Genomic DNA, 15379 nt, shown 5'->3' on the forward strand with positions numbered 1-15379 from the left:
ATATCAACACGGCATGATAAAGAAAAGGGTTGTTTATGTTGAATTGGAAAAGAAATGAAAAATTTATGTTTGCAGGAACTTTAATTGCAATTTTTTTGATTTTAATATTTAGCGTAATATTTATTAAAGGAGCGAGCCATACTCCCGGTAAGGATGATGTTGCTGTTTTTGGGAAATTTGCAATCAGCAGACCGCCGGTCAACTATGATCTATATAATAAAGACAATTCCAAGACGGTTTTAGAAAACGTTACGGGTTACTATGAATCATCTGACTCTCAAGTTTACGTGCAAAATAATTCTGATTTTGTGGTGATAAATAAAGGTGAATCATATGAGAAAAAATCACTGAAAAGAGCTTCGGAAAATGATAGGAGAATGTTAAGCAGAATAAATAAATTTGAGGAAGAATAAGGCGATTTATTAATCAGGAAAAAACATAAAATGTTAAAACTCCTTACAGTTATGAAATAATCATTTTATTTAGACGTATTGAAATTTTTTCTTAGAGGAGAAAGTTTATGGATTTACTTAATTGGACTTACATTATATCTACAATTATAGGAGCTGCTGGGTTCATAAGTTTATTGTGGTTCTCTTATCTTAATAACAAAAGTGAAAAATAAAGCGGAGCATTAAAGGATAAAAAATCAGCATTAAGCAAGTTCTTTATGTTTCTTCTCCATCGCTCTGAAGGACCTTAATTTGAAACATCTAACCCCTTGTTTAATTCTTTTCCTTTTTAATTGAATATTTGTACATTAACATGGCGGCAAAATCATCACCTCATCAATCAATTTTTGCATAATCTTCGTATATTTCAGTTGTTATCCTTATTCATGCTATTCCAATCTAGAGAAAGGATACCTGCAGGCGATATTGGAATGCAGACATTTGAGTTCAATAAAGAAATATTCGGCCACGTTATCAAGCCCCCCCACCATTAACTGAGGGGGGCTTCTTATTAATTTGGAAAATGCGTTGACTTACAATCCATATTCAAAAAGATCAATTGCTTTTAGATTCACCTTTCTTTTTGCTCCTGACAATCTTTTTGTCGACTAAATCACTTTGTTTAAGTTGAATGGGTTGTTAGAACATCATGTGATGCATCTCCTTTAAAAAGCATACACACATATTAGAGGGCTGAAAATTACCCGAATGAATTAGGCTACGACGTCCAAACTGCTTTTCGCATGGAACCAACATGGGCAACTGGTCAACAGCTTTAAAAACTTCATCATAACAGGGAAATGCGGTGAGCATTGGGAATATAAAGAAAAATAGGCTTACAGCTATGAAGGATGTATGAATATCCGTCAGCCGGCGAAGGAAAGGCAATCTCCATGTGTCGTGACGGTTCGTATGCGGGTGAATGGACCTTCCCATTCATCCGCTGTTATGTCAGAGGGACGAAAAGACATGTTTTGAGGAGGAAGCGGAATGATTAAATTTACACGGCCATCGCCTATGAAGAAAACATGCACGATGCATCCGGAAAAGAAATCTGTCAGAGCGGTTTCGTTTACTGATTTTAACGGCAATTCTGTAACAGTAACACTTTGTGAAAAGTGTCTGGCTGATTTAAAAAAGAAAGCCGCAACTGAATACAGGAGCGTGATCGAGGAGCGGGCCAAACAGAATCGTTTCAAGATTGGTGATCATGTGTATTTAAAGCATTTGGGAGTAGTCGGCGAGGTGAAAAACATGGAGGGCGTTCAAGCGGCAAACAGGACAGACACAGACGGAATCCGGAGGGCCACCCCTAAGGAAATCGCAGAATACAAAAAGCAGGAGAAGCAATAACAAGGAATTTCTATCAGCGGTATTACTTACGAGAGCGGCGGTCGTTGCGCCGTCTGCTTCCGCGGCTTGGTCCGGCTGCAAAATGAATCCGGGTGTTCACGGATGCCGCGACTTATACAAGAAGCACAGCAGGCAGCTTTAAAACAGCAACGCCTCTGAAATTATTCAACGTGAAAACAATCCGGAATAAGACTGGAAAGGGGACCTATGCCACCGGAACATTTGAATCAGTCAATTGTCAAATCAAATAAGGGGGATTCGATGGCGCTGAGAATAGTTTTGGGGCTGAGGGGGTAGGGTTCTGGTTTTATTTCCATTAGAGGGCGGCGCATTTTATCGGGCTCAGTAAATGAGTGCGGGCCTTGACCGCCTTCACAGGAGGCAGTAAACATTTCTGCTCGATTGATTGACTCTGGCTGTTTACCGTCAGCAGGCGTTTTTTAGCTGCTTTCCTAACTGTCACGGAAAACATTTCACAGGAAAAATATTGACTGTTTTCCTGTTTGTGATGTTTATTAGAAGGAGTATACAAAATTATTATAATGAGGAGGTCTGGATGTGAAAAATAAAGCGAGAATACAGGTTGGAATATGCATTGGGCTTTTATGTTTAAGCTTTACCGGTTTCAGCCCTTTATTCGGCTCAGCGCATGCTGAAGCGAAATCCATAGAAGACACAAAAATGACAAGCTGTACAACGAACAAAAAATTTGTTCAGCTTGAGAAAAAATTTGATGCCAGGCTCGGGGTTTATGCGATTGATACGGGGGCAAACAAGACAATCGCCTACCGGCCGAATGACCGGTTTGCTTACGCATCAACCTATAAAGTGCTGGCCGCAGCTGCAGTTCTGAAGACAAGCTCAAATGAAAAACTTAATGACATCATCCGCTACACCAAAGATGATCTTGTTACATATTCTCCAATCACAGAAAAACACTTGGATACAGGCATGAGCCTGAAAGAAATCTCCGAAGCCGCTGTCCGTTACAGCGATAATACCGCCGGGAACCTATTGCTGCAGCAGCTTGGCGGCCCTAAAGGTTTCGAAAAGTCATTGAAACAGATCGGGGATCATGTAACGAAAGCTGATCGATTCGAGACGGATTTAAACTCTGCGATTCCCGGGGATCGTCGTGACACAAGCACCGCAAAAGCACTGGCAACTGACCTTAAGACTTTCGCTTTGGGTAATACTCTCACGGCTGACAAGCGCACGATTTTAACAGATTGGATGCGGGGCAACGCTACCGGCGACGAACTGATTCGGGCAGGCGCTCCTGCAGGATGGGAAGTCGGCGATAAATCCGGAGCCGGAAGTTACGGCACACGAAACGACATTGCGATCGTTTGGCCGCCTGACAGAGCTCCAATTGTTTTGGCAATCCTGTCAAACCGGTTTACGGAAGATGCCAATTATCATAATGCTCTTATCTCGGAGGCTGCAAAAGCCGCCCTTGATGGCCTTAAATAAACATTGCCGTTCATTTTTATGACCGGTTTTTTATATGTTGAGAACGCGGTATTTTTTTCGATAAATGTGATAATGAAGAGCCATAAAATAATGGGAAGAAGGGGAATTGTGATGCATTACATAACGGCATGCTTAAAAATCATCAGCGACAGAGACCTTAATGAAATCATGAAGGAATTCAAAAAACTTGAGGAAGAAACGAACAAAGAAGAAGGCTGTATTCAGTTCCATGCTCATCCGCTTGAACCATCAGAACGCAAAATCATGCTTTGGGAGATTTGGGAAAACGAAGAAGCTGTTAAAATCCATTTCACGAAAAAGCACACAAAAGACGTTCAAAAACAAAAATTAACGGAAGTAGAATGGTTAATGAAAAGCAATGTGAATGAGTAAAAGGCTTTGTCTGTTGTTGGCCGACTCTGTCAGCAACAATTATCAGTTTTATTCACTAAAACCCTTGCTGCGCAAGGGTTTTTTACTTTGAAAAGTTCTTTATACTGCAGTCTTTTTATGGGTAAGGAACAGACTTGGAATGAAGATGGCCGCAAGGATGATGACGGATATTAAGAATCCGGCATGGTAGCCTTTTAAACTGTTCAAAATCGTCGGCTGCAATCCTTGTATGACAGTTGCGGTAACGGTTGCGATCACAGCTGACCCAAAGCTGGAACCGAGGTTTTCAATCATATGAATACCGACACCTGCTTCCGGAAGCTGTTTACTGTCAAGACCTGTATAAGCGTCACTCATCAATGGGAGCATAATTCCTCCAAAACTGGTGCCGCGGATAAACAATATGACGGAAATCCAAATCATACTTGTGTTATCGGTGATAAAAATAAGCGGGACTGATCCGATCAGCGACAGAACAAGACTGACCATAACCACGTATTTCGCACCAATCTTATCAATCATTTTTCCGGTCAGCGGACGAGTTACGAGCATTCCGACTCCTTGGGGGATTAAAGCGAGTGCTGCTTCGACTGCCGTGAAATGACGGAAGTTTTGAAAAAACAGCGGAAGTATTAACATCGGCCCCATGATGGCAACATTCGCTAAGAACAACCCGATCGCTGATGCTAAGAAGCTCTTGTGAGCAAACAAATTCATCGGCAGCACGGTTTGATTTTTTCTGATCCGATTATATACGAGGTAAATCGCTGCTGAAACAAGACCGATGACCACCCATAAGATCGTGTCGCTATTGTTAAATGATGCATGAGCCGCCGCTTTCGTAATACCGTACATCAATGCCGCGCTCATTAATGACAAATTGATAATCCCGAAAATATCGAGTTTCCGATCTTTGTTGAATGGTTCAAAGTTCGGAATGGTTTTCATCATAAGCGGTGCAGCAATCAAAACGATGAACACGTTGATGTAAAAAATCCAATGCCATGAAGCACCTTGGACGATGAAGCCTCCGATGACAGGTCCTAAGATCGGGCCGAAGATCATAGGGGTGCTGACGATTGCCATCACTTTTCCCAGGTTTTCCTGACCTGCCGTTTTAACCAAGAGTGTTGACATAAGCGGAGTGATAATGCCGGCGCTGAATCCTTGAAGCAAACGGAAGAAGATGAAGCTGGAAACGTCACGGCTCATTCCCGCAAAAACAGAAATGACACCAAAGGCGATGACTGAGCCGATGAAGATTTTCTTGCCGTTATATTTGTTCATAAGCCAGCCGGATACGGGTACTGCAATCGCAAGTGCTAACATATAGCCTGTAACGGACCACTGAATGGCATCCAATGTCGTGTGGAAGTCTTCAGTCAGTTTGCCGATAGCGATGTTTACCATCGTAGAATCAAGCATTGGAGCGATTGCTCCCAATGCAATAGCCCAGGCGGCTGTGAGAACTTCTTTTGGCAGCCGAAGTTCCTTTCTTTTATGTGTTGACATATTATTCTCCTCTCAAAATTGCTGTCTTTGTTTCCTTGTCAACAAAATAATAGAGTGTTTTTGTTTCTTTGTCAACAATAAGAGGGGGATAAAAAGGCAGCCCGTTTTCATGGAGCAGGGCTGCCTTTTGTTTTATTCATATTTATTCCGATTTTATGTCTGCACCAAGTTTCTTTATTTCTGAATCCAGATGCCTGCTGTATGTTTCCACGAAGTTCAGCATCGTGTCAAATTGTTCATCAGTTACTTGTTCAAACACGATTTTGTCCCGTTCTTGAAACTCTTTGTGCAATTCCTCGTGAATTTTATAAATGACTTTTCCTTGCTCGGTAAGCCTGAAATAGATTTCTTTCTTGTTAAGCGGCTTCTGATAGCTTTCGATAAGGTCTTTATTGATAAGCTTCTTCGTTAATTTACTGATGGCGCCTCTTGTCATATAAAGGGACTCCGCAAGTTTAGTCACATTGGCTTCTTCAATTTTCTCGATTTTTTCGATGCAATGCACTTCAGAAGGTTTATGCCCCTTAAGGCTTTCTTCCATCTTCAGCCTATTCAGCCACACCATCTTGTTAAAAAAGTCCCTGAAATTCGTGAGGAGCTGTTCTTTTTTGTCCATGGCCCGTCCTCCTGCTCGGTGGTGCTTACACAATAGTATAAAATTTTTGTTTCTATTTCAACAATCGTAAAGCTGTTTTAGGAACTGAGAGTTAACCGAAACGTGGTTTTTCGGGTATTTTTCTTTCCGTATTCGTTACTTGCTCTTTTTCATAACAGGCCAACTCTACAGCCTTATAAAAAAGCAGGCTGCGCAATAGCCTGCTTGAGAATCGCATCAATCATTTTCCTGTTGCGGCGTCATAAAAAGCGTCGATTGCGGTGGTGTATTTCAAGACGTTTTTAGACACTTTGGCGGTTGCGCCTAATGGATACGCGTCTGACAGAACGCTGGAGTGAGCCTCGGGCTCCCAGTAAAATACGCCGGTTCCTTTACTGTTCGGAACCGCTTTCACCAGTTTTATGGTGTCTTTTATGGTCCAGTAGGAATCTTTCGGATTATTTTCATCTCCGCCCAGTTCAACCACCATGACTTCCTTGTTGTAGCGGGAGGCGATGTCATTTAAATTAGAGGATAATTGGCCGGTGAGCTCCCAGTACGGCTTACCTTCCCAATAGGGGTAGAACGAAACGCCGATGATGTCGGTTTTGCCGCCATTTTTAAAGAATTGATCAAACCACCATCTGAATAGGCTGTTGTCCGTGCCGTGTGCCAAATGGCTGATTACCTTGGTGGCCGGGCTGACGGATTTCACGGCGTCATAGCCTGTGTTCAATAAGGCGGTCAATTTGCTGAAATCGTTCGTGCTGCCGTCGGGCAGTAAAATTCCTGAATTCATTTCATTTCCTACTTGCACCCAATCAGGGGAGATGCCGTTATTTTTAAGTTCTTTCATGACGTCGTACGTATGGTTATACACCGCTCCTTGCAGCTGGCTGTTTGAATAGCCGGTCCATTGGTTCGGCTTGATTTGATGGCCGGGATCGGCGAACACATCACTGTAATGGAAATCAACCATGACCTTCATTCCTAACGCTTTTGCCCTTTTGGCCGCCGCAAGTACGCCCGCTTTGTCACTATAGCCGAGCATGGTCCATGTTGTGCCGTCTTTCAGCCAATAATAGCTGCTTGGCGGATTCACAAACACTCTCAGTCTCACGGCATTTATTCCGTGATCTTTAAGAATCTGCAAGGCATCTTTCTGTTTCCCGCCGTCATCCAGCCAGCGCACACCTTCATCCTCCATTTGTTTCAGCCAACCTATATCAGCGCCATAGGCAAACGGGGCATCCGCTTTTGCTTTAGGAGACTTCTCAATGAATGTAAAAGCGGTGAAAATGAGGGAAAGACAGATGATATTTACAAATACACGCTTCACCTGGTTTTTGAACATCACAATACCTCCTGATAAAAAAGATTGTTGATTGAGTTCACTCTGAATGTTTCAGCTGCCATTCTCCAATAACGTCGTGAAACGCTGAAACGCCTGAATGCCTTCGGCTGTCATTTTAAAAACGCCTGCATCGGTCAGCGCGCGTAAAAATACATTCGCGGTTTCTCTTTGTAAAACAGCGGCTGCATTTTCTGGTGTCACGTCTTTATCCGCTTTGATGTTTTCAGCCCACGGAAGATGAATATCTTTGATGTCATGAGGTTCATTCAGTAAATACTTTTTCACTTCTGCCAGCTCATCTTTCAGGCGGGGAGGTAAAACGGCGAGCCCCATCACTTCAATCAGACCGATATTTTCTTTTTTGATGTGATGAACGTCTTGATGCGGGTGAAAAATGCCATCCGGATAATCTTCGGAGATGCGGTTGTTTCTGAGGGCGAGATCGATTTCAAAATCCGTTCCCCTGCGTCTGGCAATTGGAGTGACGGTATTATGGAATTCATTCGTCTTTGCGATGACGCCGACAGTTTCGTCTGTATATTCCCGCCACTTTTCAAAAACATATGCAGCCGCCTCAGTCAGCAAATCCGGATCTTTTGCCCGCAGGCGGATCACTGATACCGGCCACTTCACGACAAAAGCCTGAACGTCTGGAAAATGATGCATACGAAAAGGATAAAGGGAGTCCGCTTTTGCCATCGGAAACTCATGAGCGCCGCCTTGATAATGATCGTGTGAAAGAATGGATCCCCCTACGATCGGCAAGTCTGCGTTTGATCCCGCGAAATAATGCGGGAAGATTTCCGTAATGGCCAGAAGTCTTCTGAAGCTGCAGCAGCTGATGTTCATCGGCTTGTGCGCGCTTGAAAGGAAAATGGCGTGCTCGCTGTAATACGCATAAGGTGAATATTGAAAACCCCACTGTTCTCCCGCTAAGTCAAGCCGGATGATGCGGTGGTTTGAACGGGCAGGGTGATGTAAAGTTCCGGCATATCCCTCATTTTCCATACAGAGCAGACATTTCGGATAACGGTTTTCCGGGCTGTTTTTAACCAGGGCGATGTCTTTAGGGTCTTTTTCCGGCTTTGATAAATTAATCGTGATCTCCAACTCGCCAAAAGGTGTTGGTGAGCGGTACACGATATTTTTTCGGATGGCCCGCGTCTTCATATAGTCGTTGTTTTGGCTCAGACGGTAAAAATAATCTGTTGCTTTTTTCGGGCCATCTGATAACAATTCGCTGAATGTGGCATTGATCAGAGAAGGGGCCGGTGTGATTACATCCATGATCCTGCTTTCCAGCATGTCTTTTTCAGCCGGTGTGTCGTTGATGATTGACCGTTTTACCGCGTCTTTCACCATTTCGTCCAAATAGTGAAGCCTGTTTTGTTTCTTGATATGCTTCGGTTCTGCATAATCCGTCAGTCCGAGCAGATCAAGAAGCCTGTTTCTTGTATAAATTACATCTGTTTCATTTATGTCGCCTAAGACAGTGCTCTCTTTCAGAAACCCTGCCACTGATTCAAAAACTTCAATGACCGCCGCCTCCATTTCATTTGTCTTTGTATCCGTTTGGATGACGCAGATGCCAATTCCATGCTGATGCAACGATTTCCGTTATGTCCGTTTGTTTCGGATTCCAGCCGAGAATGTTCCGCGCTTTATCGCTTGATGCGATGAGAGTACCCGGATCACCGGGTCTTCTTTCGACCGCTCTTGCTTTTATGCCTCTCCCGGTTGCTTGCCGGGCTGCCTTGACCATTTCTAATACGGAAAATCCGCTGCTTGAGCCTAAATTGAAAATGCCGCTGTCTCCGCCGTTCTGCAAATATTCCAGAGCGAGAATATGGGCATCGATTAAATCAGAAACATGAACATAATCGCGGATGCACGTGCCGTCTTTAGTATCATAGTCAGTGCCGAATATCAAAACCTCGTCCCGCTGACCGAGCGCGGTTTGTAAAAGGATAGGGATAAGGTGGGTTTCAGGATGATGATCTTCTCCGATGGAACCGTCCGTTTTCGCGCCGGCCACGTTAAAATACCGAAGGGAGACATATTTTATGCCCCAGGCGGCATCGCACCACTTCAGCATTTTTTCTGCCATGAGTTTTGATTCGCCGTATGCGCTTTCCGGCTTTTCCGGCATGTCTTCTGTGATGGGCACTTTTTCAGGTTCGCCGTATACAGCGGCGGATGAAGAAAATACAATGTGTTTTACCCCGAATTCCTGCATGACCTCCAGTGTAATTTGTGTGCCGTACACATTATGATTGAAGTATGAAAGCGGGTCTTTCATTGATTCGCCGACAAGGGATTGAGCGGCAAAATGGAGAACGCCCGTTATGTTCTCCTTCGCAAAAACAGAGCGAAGAAACGGTTTGTCGCGGATATCTCCATGGTAAAAAACTGCCTTTTCATGAACGGCTTTCCGGTGGCCTGTCTGGAGATTATCCACAGCTATCGTTTTAAATCCTTTGTTTACTAATTGATCAACCGCATGAGAACCGATGTAGCCTGCGCCGCCGAGAACGAGAATGGCCATCGCTTATTTCACCCTCCATTCAGCAGCGCCATCGCTTATATCCGCGGCGTAGAAAGAAGCTTCAAGTCCCGTCCTGCTGCGGTATTGAGATGAAACGGCCCGGATAAAGCCGGCGGTTTCTCCGCTTTCCACAATGGCTATGGCGCAGCCGCCGAACCCCGCGCCCGTCATCCGCGCCCCGAGCGCACCTTCCTTCCAGGCTGCTTCAGCGAGCGCGTCTAATTCGGCACCGGTCACTTCATAATCATCGCGTAATGAACGGTGGGACGCGTTCATCAGCTCTCCGAACGTTTTCAAATCATTCAATTTGAGAGCTTCCGCGGCTGAGAGGGTCCGCTCGTTTTCATTGATTCCGTGACGGGCTCTTTTGCGCAATGTTTCACGGGAGAGAAGGTGTTCGAGTTTGTTGAATTCTTCTGCCGTTAATTCCGCAAGTGATGCGATATTCCGATATTGCCGAAGTTCTGAAAGAGCCTCATCACATTCACTGCGGCGTTCATTATATTTTGAAGCTGCCAGCTCCCGGCGCTTGTTCGTATTCATGATGACGATTTTATATCCGTTAAAAGCAGCCGGAATCATTTCGTGCTCAAGCTTATCGCAGTTTAAAAGAATGGCCATGTTCTTTTTGCCTTTTTGCACTGCGAATTGATCCATAATGCCTGAATTCACGCCGATAAATTCATTTTCGACTCTTTTTCCGATAAGCGCCAGTTCAGTATCGGAAACATTCAGACTGAATAACTCTCTTAAAATGGCACCGGTTAACATTTCAATAGAAGCGGAGGAACTTAATCCGGCGCCGTTTGGAATCGTACCGTGAAAAAGAATATCCATTCCGCTGTCTATTTGGCCGCCGGCTTGGAGAAGGTAACGGATCATTCCCTTTGGATAATTGGTCCAGCCGTCTTCTTTTTTGTATGCTGTATCGTGGAGATCAAGGCAGACAATGCCGCTGTCCGGAAAGTTTTCTGAGAATAACCGGATTTGGTGATCTCCGCGTTTTGCGCAGACGGCATATGTTCCGATCGTAATCGCGCAGGGAAGAACGTGGCCGCCTATATAATCCGTATGTTCCCCGATCAGGTTGATCCGGCCGGGTGCGAAAAACAGTTCCCCGTTACTTCTCTGGAAAACGTCTTTAAATCTTGATTTCAAACGTTTGTCATCCATGATAACCCTCCGATTCTATTTTGAGGTATGCTCCAGTATGAACTGAATGGCTTTGTGTGAATTCCTGGTGAGGCCGATATATTCCGCTCCTTTCGTTGCGATGAGTTTCACATGCAGGCGGTCCGCATCTTCTTTAATGTCATCGTAATAAGAGCCGACTTGCGGAGCCAAAATGATCATATCGAAGTCTTTCATGATGTCGTAATGGGATCCGTAGGCGCCTGCTGAGGCGGTGATCGGCACGTTATATTCCTCGGCGCCCTCTGTCAGTGCGTTCGCAAGCATGGCGCTCGTTCCCGCTCCGGCGCACAGCACTAACACATTGGTGCCGTGTTCCAAGGCGGATGAGGATTCCTGAAGATTTGTGCTGATGACCGAGGCCGCGTCTTCTGAGGCGCCGGCCATTGCGGGCTGTATCTCCCGGGATGTTTGCGGCGCGGTTTCAGATTCGGTGTGTTGGACTTCTTTCGCCGCTAATACATTGTCGTAAGCTTTGCAGAATGGCAGGTATATCAGGAAATCGACAATGATTAACACGGCTGTGAGGACAAAAGCCGAAAGCCCCATCCCGGTCCCCAGAATCAGGCCGACGGGAGCCGGGGCAGCCCACGGAAGAACATACATAAAACTGTTCATTCCGATGACGTCAACGAAAAATTTAAACAGACAGACATTCACCATCGGCGTTACAACAAACGGAATGAAAAAATATGGATTTAAAATGATCGGCGCAGCAAAGAGAAGAGGTTCGTTTACTGCGAAAGACACCGGAACCGCGGATGCTTTTCCGACTGCTTTCAATTGCTTGGATTTCGCGAAAAGAAGAAAGATAAACGGAACAACAAGGGTTGCGCCGGTTCCTCCCATTGTGCCGACGAAATTTCCGAGTCCGACGGTCAGCACGTTGGACGCCTGCTCACCGGCATTATGAAGCTGCAGGTTCGCCTCCACATTTGCGTAAATAATAGCCGCGATGGCAGGCTCCACAATAGAAGGCCCGTGAACGCCGACAAACCAGAACAGCGCCATCATTCCCCAAATGACAGAAATCCCAAGATAACCGTCTGCAGCGGTAAAAAACGGCGATAAGAGAGAGGAGAGAGCCTCCGCGAACGATACGTTCAGCGTATTCCTGATCAATAAATCAATAATCACCATGGCCAAAACGGAAAAGGCGAACGGGAAAACATCTTTAAATGTTTGTGAAATGGTTCCCGGAACTTCTTTCGGCATTTTAATCGTAATATTTTTCAGAGCGCAGAATCTGTATACGTTCACTGTTATGAAAGCGGATACAAAAGCGGCTAAAAGGCCTTTTGTTCCGAGATATTCCGTCGAGAATCCGCCGTCGATTTGAGTGACGCTTAAAATGAGAAACCCGACGACTGAAGCAAGCATCGCTGAAACGGGATTGATCCCTTTGTTTTTCGGCATTTTCCGGTTCATTGATTCACTCAGGCATTTCGCAGTTGTTGCCGCAACAATCAGGCCGAGGGCGCCCATTGAATAGTTATAAACTTTCCAAAGCCATTCAGAAACACTTTTAGGCCAAGTGAAACCCAACACTTCCGGCACAGCCGCGGTGAGGATGAAAATGCTGGCGAATAAAATAACAGGCATGGCCGTTAAGAAGCCGTCGCGGATCGCGCCTAAATAAATGTTTCTTGAGATTTTTTCAAAAAACGGTTTTCCCTTTTCGATTTGCTTGATGATACCGTTCATTTTTCCACTCCTTATCGGCGGCTTCGGTAGAGTTCTATAAAATCCTGAATAAGATCACGGAGCAGAAGGGTTGTCATTAAATGGTCCTGGCCGTGAACGAAAATAAACCCTAATTCCATGTCCTTGCCGTCAGCTTCTTCAGCTAACATTTTCGTTTGCACATTGTGGGCGAGGGTTAGATTTTCATCTGCGCTTTTTAATGCTGCTTCCGTGTTTTCGAAGTTTCCCGCACGGACTTCTTTCAAGACTTTCAATAAAGTGCTTCTGGCATCGCCGGCATAGGCGACAATTTCAAAACCGAGCATCTGCAATTCTTCCTTTGTCATGAAAAAACCTCCTAAAGACGGCACACATGATGAAAAGAGATTCTTTTCACCATGTATGATCGTTAAATGATTGTTTTTGTTTCACTTACAAGTTTGTACCAGTAGGCCGATTCTTTCGGATACCGTTTTTGGGTGTCGAAGTCGACGTAAAAAAGACCGTAACGTTTGTTGTAGCCGTTGGTCCATGAAAATAAATCCATTAAGGACCATAAGAAATATCCCTTTACGTTGACCCCGTCGCTAATCGCTTTGCTGACGGCTTCTAAATATACTTTTAAATAGTCGATTCTTGCCTTATCCATAATGATGCCGTCTTCAAACTCATCTTTATAGCCCATGCCGTTTTCGGTAATGTAAATTTTGTTATATTGCGGATAGTCCCGTTTGATGCGTATCAGCATGTCATACATGCCTTCAGGATAAATGAGCCAGTCCCAATCGGTCCGTTTCAGGCCTTCTTTGTAAATTCTTTCGCCGATCCCTTTTACTTTATAGACCGAAGTGCCCTTATCGCCCGTTCCGTTATGGTGAATAACGGTCTCTCCGTCGTACGCTTTGACGAAATGGCATTGGTAATGATTGATGCCGAGATAATCATTGCGCGTTGACGCTTTTTTCATCACGTCAAAATCGCTGTCTGAAAACTCGTATGAAGCGCCGTTCGCCTCACAGATTTCATCCAGAGCACGCATCGTTTCTTCAGAATAATAGCCGAGGTAGGTGGCATCCAGGAGGAATCTCACTGATAACGCGTCATCGAGAAAGCAGGCATGGCGGTCTTCTTCCGAGTCACTGGCGGGGTATTTTGTTTCCAGTGAGTGGACGACACCGATTTCTCCCGGATAGCCGCCTTCTTTAAAGAGGTTGATGGTCATCGCATGCGCGACCATCATGTGATGGAGGCATTGAATGACTTTTGTGATATCACTTTTAACAGATGGCGGAAAAACGCCGAGTAAATACTGGTTGGTGGCTGTAGGATAGATTTCGTTAAACGTGCTCCAATATCGGATTTCGCTGAATTCTTTAAAGCAAAACTCCGCATACCTGACGAACGCATCTATTGCGGCGCGGTTGAGAAAATCTCCCTGATCAAATAATCCTTTCGGCGTATCGAAATGATGAAGCGTGACAAAAGGGGTGACGCTGCGTTTTTGACACTCTGAGAAAATACGATGATAGTAATCCACGCCTTCCTGATTGATTTCGCCCGTGCCGTCAGGGAAAATTCTCGTCCATGCTATAGAAAGGCGGATGCCGTTTATTCCGAATTTCTCACATAGTTTGATATCTTCCGGAAACTGCCGGTAAAAATCACTTGCCGGATCAGGGCTGAATCTTCCCTGTTTTTCAAGAAATTCATCCCAGGCTACAGGCCCTTTGCCGCCTTCTTTTGTGGCGCCTTCCGCTTGGTATGCCGCAGTCGCCCCGCCGAAAATAAAGTCATGAGGTAATTTGAGCATTACTGAATCCTCCTTCGCCAATGTGTAAATTGAAGTTTGTTAATGTTTGTAAATGTTATCTTTTGTTTAATAGTAAACGCATACATTTTTGTTGTCAATAGCTTCATAAGGAAATAATAACTGTGTTTACAAGGGTAAAACAAGTTTTTCAATGTTTTATATGTTGATAATATTGTTTGTTAATGTTTGTTTTTGTTGACCGAAGTGCCGCGGTATGTTAGATTGTGTGTAAAGTTGAGGGGATGATTGAGCATGTTAAAAAAAGAGCGTCTTTTAAAAATCATCGATATCGTAAACTCGCGGGGGTTTATTACGGTGAGTGATATTATCGATGAATTGGAAGTTTCTGATATGACGGTGAGAAGAGATCTGGATGAGCTGGATAAAGCCGGAAAAATCGTGCGTATTCATGGAGGCGCACAGAGCATTTCTTATTCCATTGACCACGAATTATCGCATAATGAAAAACTGGATGTTCAAATGGAGGAGAAGGGGAAAATCGCGGAACTCGCGGCTTCATATGTAAATGATGGCGATACCGTTTTTTTAGGACCGGGCACGACAATTGAACTTTTAGCGAAACACCTGCTGCATAAGAGGATCCGAATTATCACCAATAACTACCCCGTGTTTGATATTTTAAAGCATGGCGACACTGCGGATACCATTCTGATTGGCGGCGATTTCCGAAAAAACACGGGTGCATTTGTTGGGCCTATTGTAAACGGCAATCTGCAGAAATTCAATTTTACGAAAGCCTTCATCAGCGCAAACGGCATACATAATGATGAGATTTCTTCTTATAGCATTGAAGAAGGAGAAGCCCATCAAATCGCGCTGAATAATTCGCGGACGAAATTTTTGCTGGCGGACAATAAAAAATTCAACCGGGAAGATTTTTACGTGTTCTACAACTTACACGATATGGATTATCTGATTACGGATGATAAAGTGATGAAAGATGTTCAGATCCATTATGAGCAATATGTGGATGTCAAAATCGCAAAAAAATAAAAAG

14 protein-coding genes and 1 pseudogene are annotated in these 15379 nt (G+C 44.4%); 6 read left to right on the forward strand and 9 right to left on the reverse strand.

Annotation, left to right across the window (positions count from 1 at the left end; genetic code table 11):
* Positions 1–38: 38 nt before the first annotated feature.
* The 5 genes and pseudogenes from ICW23_RS01675 to ICW23_RS01690 all read left to right on the forward strand — a co-directional run bounded on the left by ICW23_RS01675 (position 39) and on the right by ICW23_RS01690 (position 3671).
* The gene (locus ICW23_RS01675) at positions 39–413 is read left to right on the forward strand and encodes a hypothetical protein (RefSeq protein WP_155816708.1); all 375 of its coding nucleotides are present in this window, start codon (positions 39–41) and stop codon (positions 411–413) included.
* A gap of 1029 nt (positions 414–1442) precedes the next feature.
* The gene (locus ICW23_RS01680; protein ID WP_016936502.1) at positions 1443–1805 is read left to right on the forward strand and encodes a hypothetical protein; all 363 of its coding nucleotides are present in this window, start codon (positions 1443–1445) and stop codon (positions 1803–1805) included.
* Between the two features lie 10 nt (positions 1806–1815).
* Positions 1816–2056: pseudogene (locus tag ICW23_RS19140) on the forward strand (hypothetical protein); the annotation flags it as partial.
* Between the two features lie 301 nt (positions 2057–2357).
* Positions 2358–3278: a class A beta-lactamase gene (bla, locus tag ICW23_RS01685; protein ID WP_155816706.1), complete on the forward strand. Its 921-nt coding sequence runs from the start codon at positions 2358–2360 to the stop codon at positions 3276–3278.
* Positions 3279–3350: 72 nt separating this feature from the next.
* The gene (locus tag ICW23_RS01690) at positions 3351–3671 is read left to right on the forward strand and encodes a putative quinol monooxygenase (protein WP_188153928.1); all 321 of its coding nucleotides are present in this window, start codon (positions 3351–3353) and stop codon (positions 3669–3671) included.
* A gap of 99 nt (positions 3672–3770) precedes the next feature.
* Here the strand turns inward: ICW23_RS01690 and ICW23_RS01695 are convergent, their stop codons facing one another.
* From ICW23_RS01695 to lacG, 9 genes are all read right to left on the reverse strand, one after another.
* Complete coding sequence (locus ICW23_RS01695; RefSeq protein ID WP_188153929.1) at positions 3771–5183, reverse strand: MDR family MFS transporter; 1413 nt, start codon at positions 5181–5183, stop codon at positions 3771–3773.
* Between the two features lie 142 nt (positions 5184–5325).
* Positions 5326–5799, reverse strand: a complete 474-nt coding sequence (locus ICW23_RS01700) for a MarR family transcriptional regulator (protein WP_188153930.1) — start codon at positions 5797–5799, stop codon at positions 5326–5328.
* 220 nt (positions 5800–6019) lie between these two features.
* Complete coding sequence (locus ICW23_RS01705; protein ID WP_188153931.1) at positions 6020–7132, reverse strand: glycoside hydrolase family 53 protein; 1113 nt, start codon at positions 7130–7132, stop codon at positions 6020–6022.
* 51 nt (positions 7133–7183) lie between these two features.
* The gene (gene galT, locus ICW23_RS01710; RefSeq protein WP_188154198.1) at positions 7184–8683 is read right to left on the reverse strand and encodes a UDP-glucose--hexose-1-phosphate uridylyltransferase; all 1500 of its coding nucleotides are present in this window, start codon (positions 8681–8683) and stop codon (positions 7184–7186) included.
* A gap of 1 nt (position 8684) precedes the next feature.
* Positions 8685–9677, reverse strand: coding sequence for a UDP-glucose 4-epimerase GalE (gene galE / locus ICW23_RS01715; protein WP_188153932.1), 993 nt, complete (start codon positions 9675–9677; stop codon positions 8685–8687).
* 3 nt (positions 9678–9680) lie between these two features.
* Positions 9681–10850: a galactokinase gene (locus ICW23_RS01720; protein WP_188153933.1), complete on the reverse strand. Its 1170-nt coding sequence runs from the start codon at positions 10848–10850 to the stop codon at positions 9681–9683.
* Between the two features lie 15 nt (positions 10851–10865).
* Positions 10866–12572, reverse strand: coding sequence for a PTS lactose transporter subunit IIBC (locus ICW23_RS01725; RefSeq protein WP_188153934.1), 1707 nt, complete (start codon positions 12570–12572; stop codon positions 10866–10868).
* Positions 12573–12583: 11 nt separating this feature from the next.
* A complete protein-coding gene (locus ICW23_RS01730; protein ID WP_016936492.1) occupies positions 12584–12898 on the reverse strand; it encodes a PTS sugar transporter subunit IIA in 315 nt (104 codons plus the stop codon).
* Positions 12899–12960: 62 nt separating this feature from the next.
* Positions 12961–14361 carry a 6-phospho-beta-galactosidase gene (gene lacG, locus ICW23_RS01735; protein WP_188153935.1) on the reverse strand — a complete coding sequence of 467 codons (1401 nt, stop codon included), beginning with the start codon at positions 14359–14361 and terminating at the stop codon, positions 12961–12963.
* Between the two features lie 252 nt (positions 14362–14613).
* Here lacG and ICW23_RS01740 point away from each other — a divergent pair, with 252 nt between their 5' ends.
* Positions 14614–15375, forward strand: coding sequence for a DeoR/GlpR family DNA-binding transcription regulator (locus ICW23_RS01740; protein WP_045925377.1), 762 nt, complete (start codon positions 14614–14616; stop codon positions 15373–15375).
* Positions 15376–15379: the final 4 nt, after the last annotated feature.

This window comes from Bacillus sp. 1021, from assembly GCF_014534735.1.
Taxonomy (GTDB): Bacteria; Bacillota; Bacilli; order Bacillales; family Bacillaceae; genus Bacillus; species Bacillus siamensis.

Coding starts and splice junctions, on each gene's coding strand:
- ICW23_RS01680 (WP_016936502.1), top strand. CDS start 1,443: ATGATTAAATTTACACGGCCATCGCCTATGAAGAAAACATGCACGATG.
- ICW23_RS01705 (WP_188153931.1), bottom strand. CDS start 7,132: ATGTTCAAAAACCAGGTGAAGCGTGTATTTGTAAATATCATCTGTCTT.
- ICW23_RS01740 (WP_045925377.1), top strand. CDS start 14,614: ATGTTAAAAAAAGAGCGTCTTTTAAAAATCATCGATATCGTAAACTCG.
- ICW23_RS01690 (WP_188153928.1), top strand. CDS start 3,351: ATGAAGAGCCATAAAATAATGGGAAGAAGGGGAATTGTGATGCATTAC.
- lacG (WP_188153935.1), bottom strand. CDS start 14,361: ATGCTCAAATTACCTCATGACTTTATTTTCGGCGGGGCGACTGCGGCA.
- ICW23_RS01720 (WP_188153933.1), bottom strand. CDS start 10,850: ATGGATGACAAACGTTTGAAATCAAGATTTAAAGACGTTTTCCAGAGA.
- ICW23_RS01730 (WP_016936492.1), bottom strand. CDS start 12,898: ATGACAAAGGAAGAATTGCAGATGCTCGGTTTTGAAATTGTCGCCTAT.
- ICW23_RS01695 (WP_188153929.1), bottom strand. CDS start 5,183: ATGTCAACACATAAAAGAAAGGAACTTCGGCTGCCAAAAGAAGTTCTC.
- ICW23_RS01725 (WP_188153934.1), bottom strand. CDS start 12,572: ATGAACGGTATCATCAAGCAAATCGAAAAGGGAAAACCGTTTTTTGAA.
- ICW23_RS01700 (WP_188153930.1), bottom strand. CDS start 5,799: ATGGACAAAAAAGAACAGCTCCTCACGAATTTCAGGGACTTTTTTAAC.
- galE (WP_188153932.1), bottom strand. CDS start 9,677: ATGGCCATTCTCGTTCTCGGCGGCGCAGGCTACATCGGTTCTCATGCG.
- galT (WP_188154198.1), bottom strand. CDS start 8,683: ATGGAGGCGGCGGTCATTGAAGTTTTTGAATCAGTGGCAGGGTTTCTG.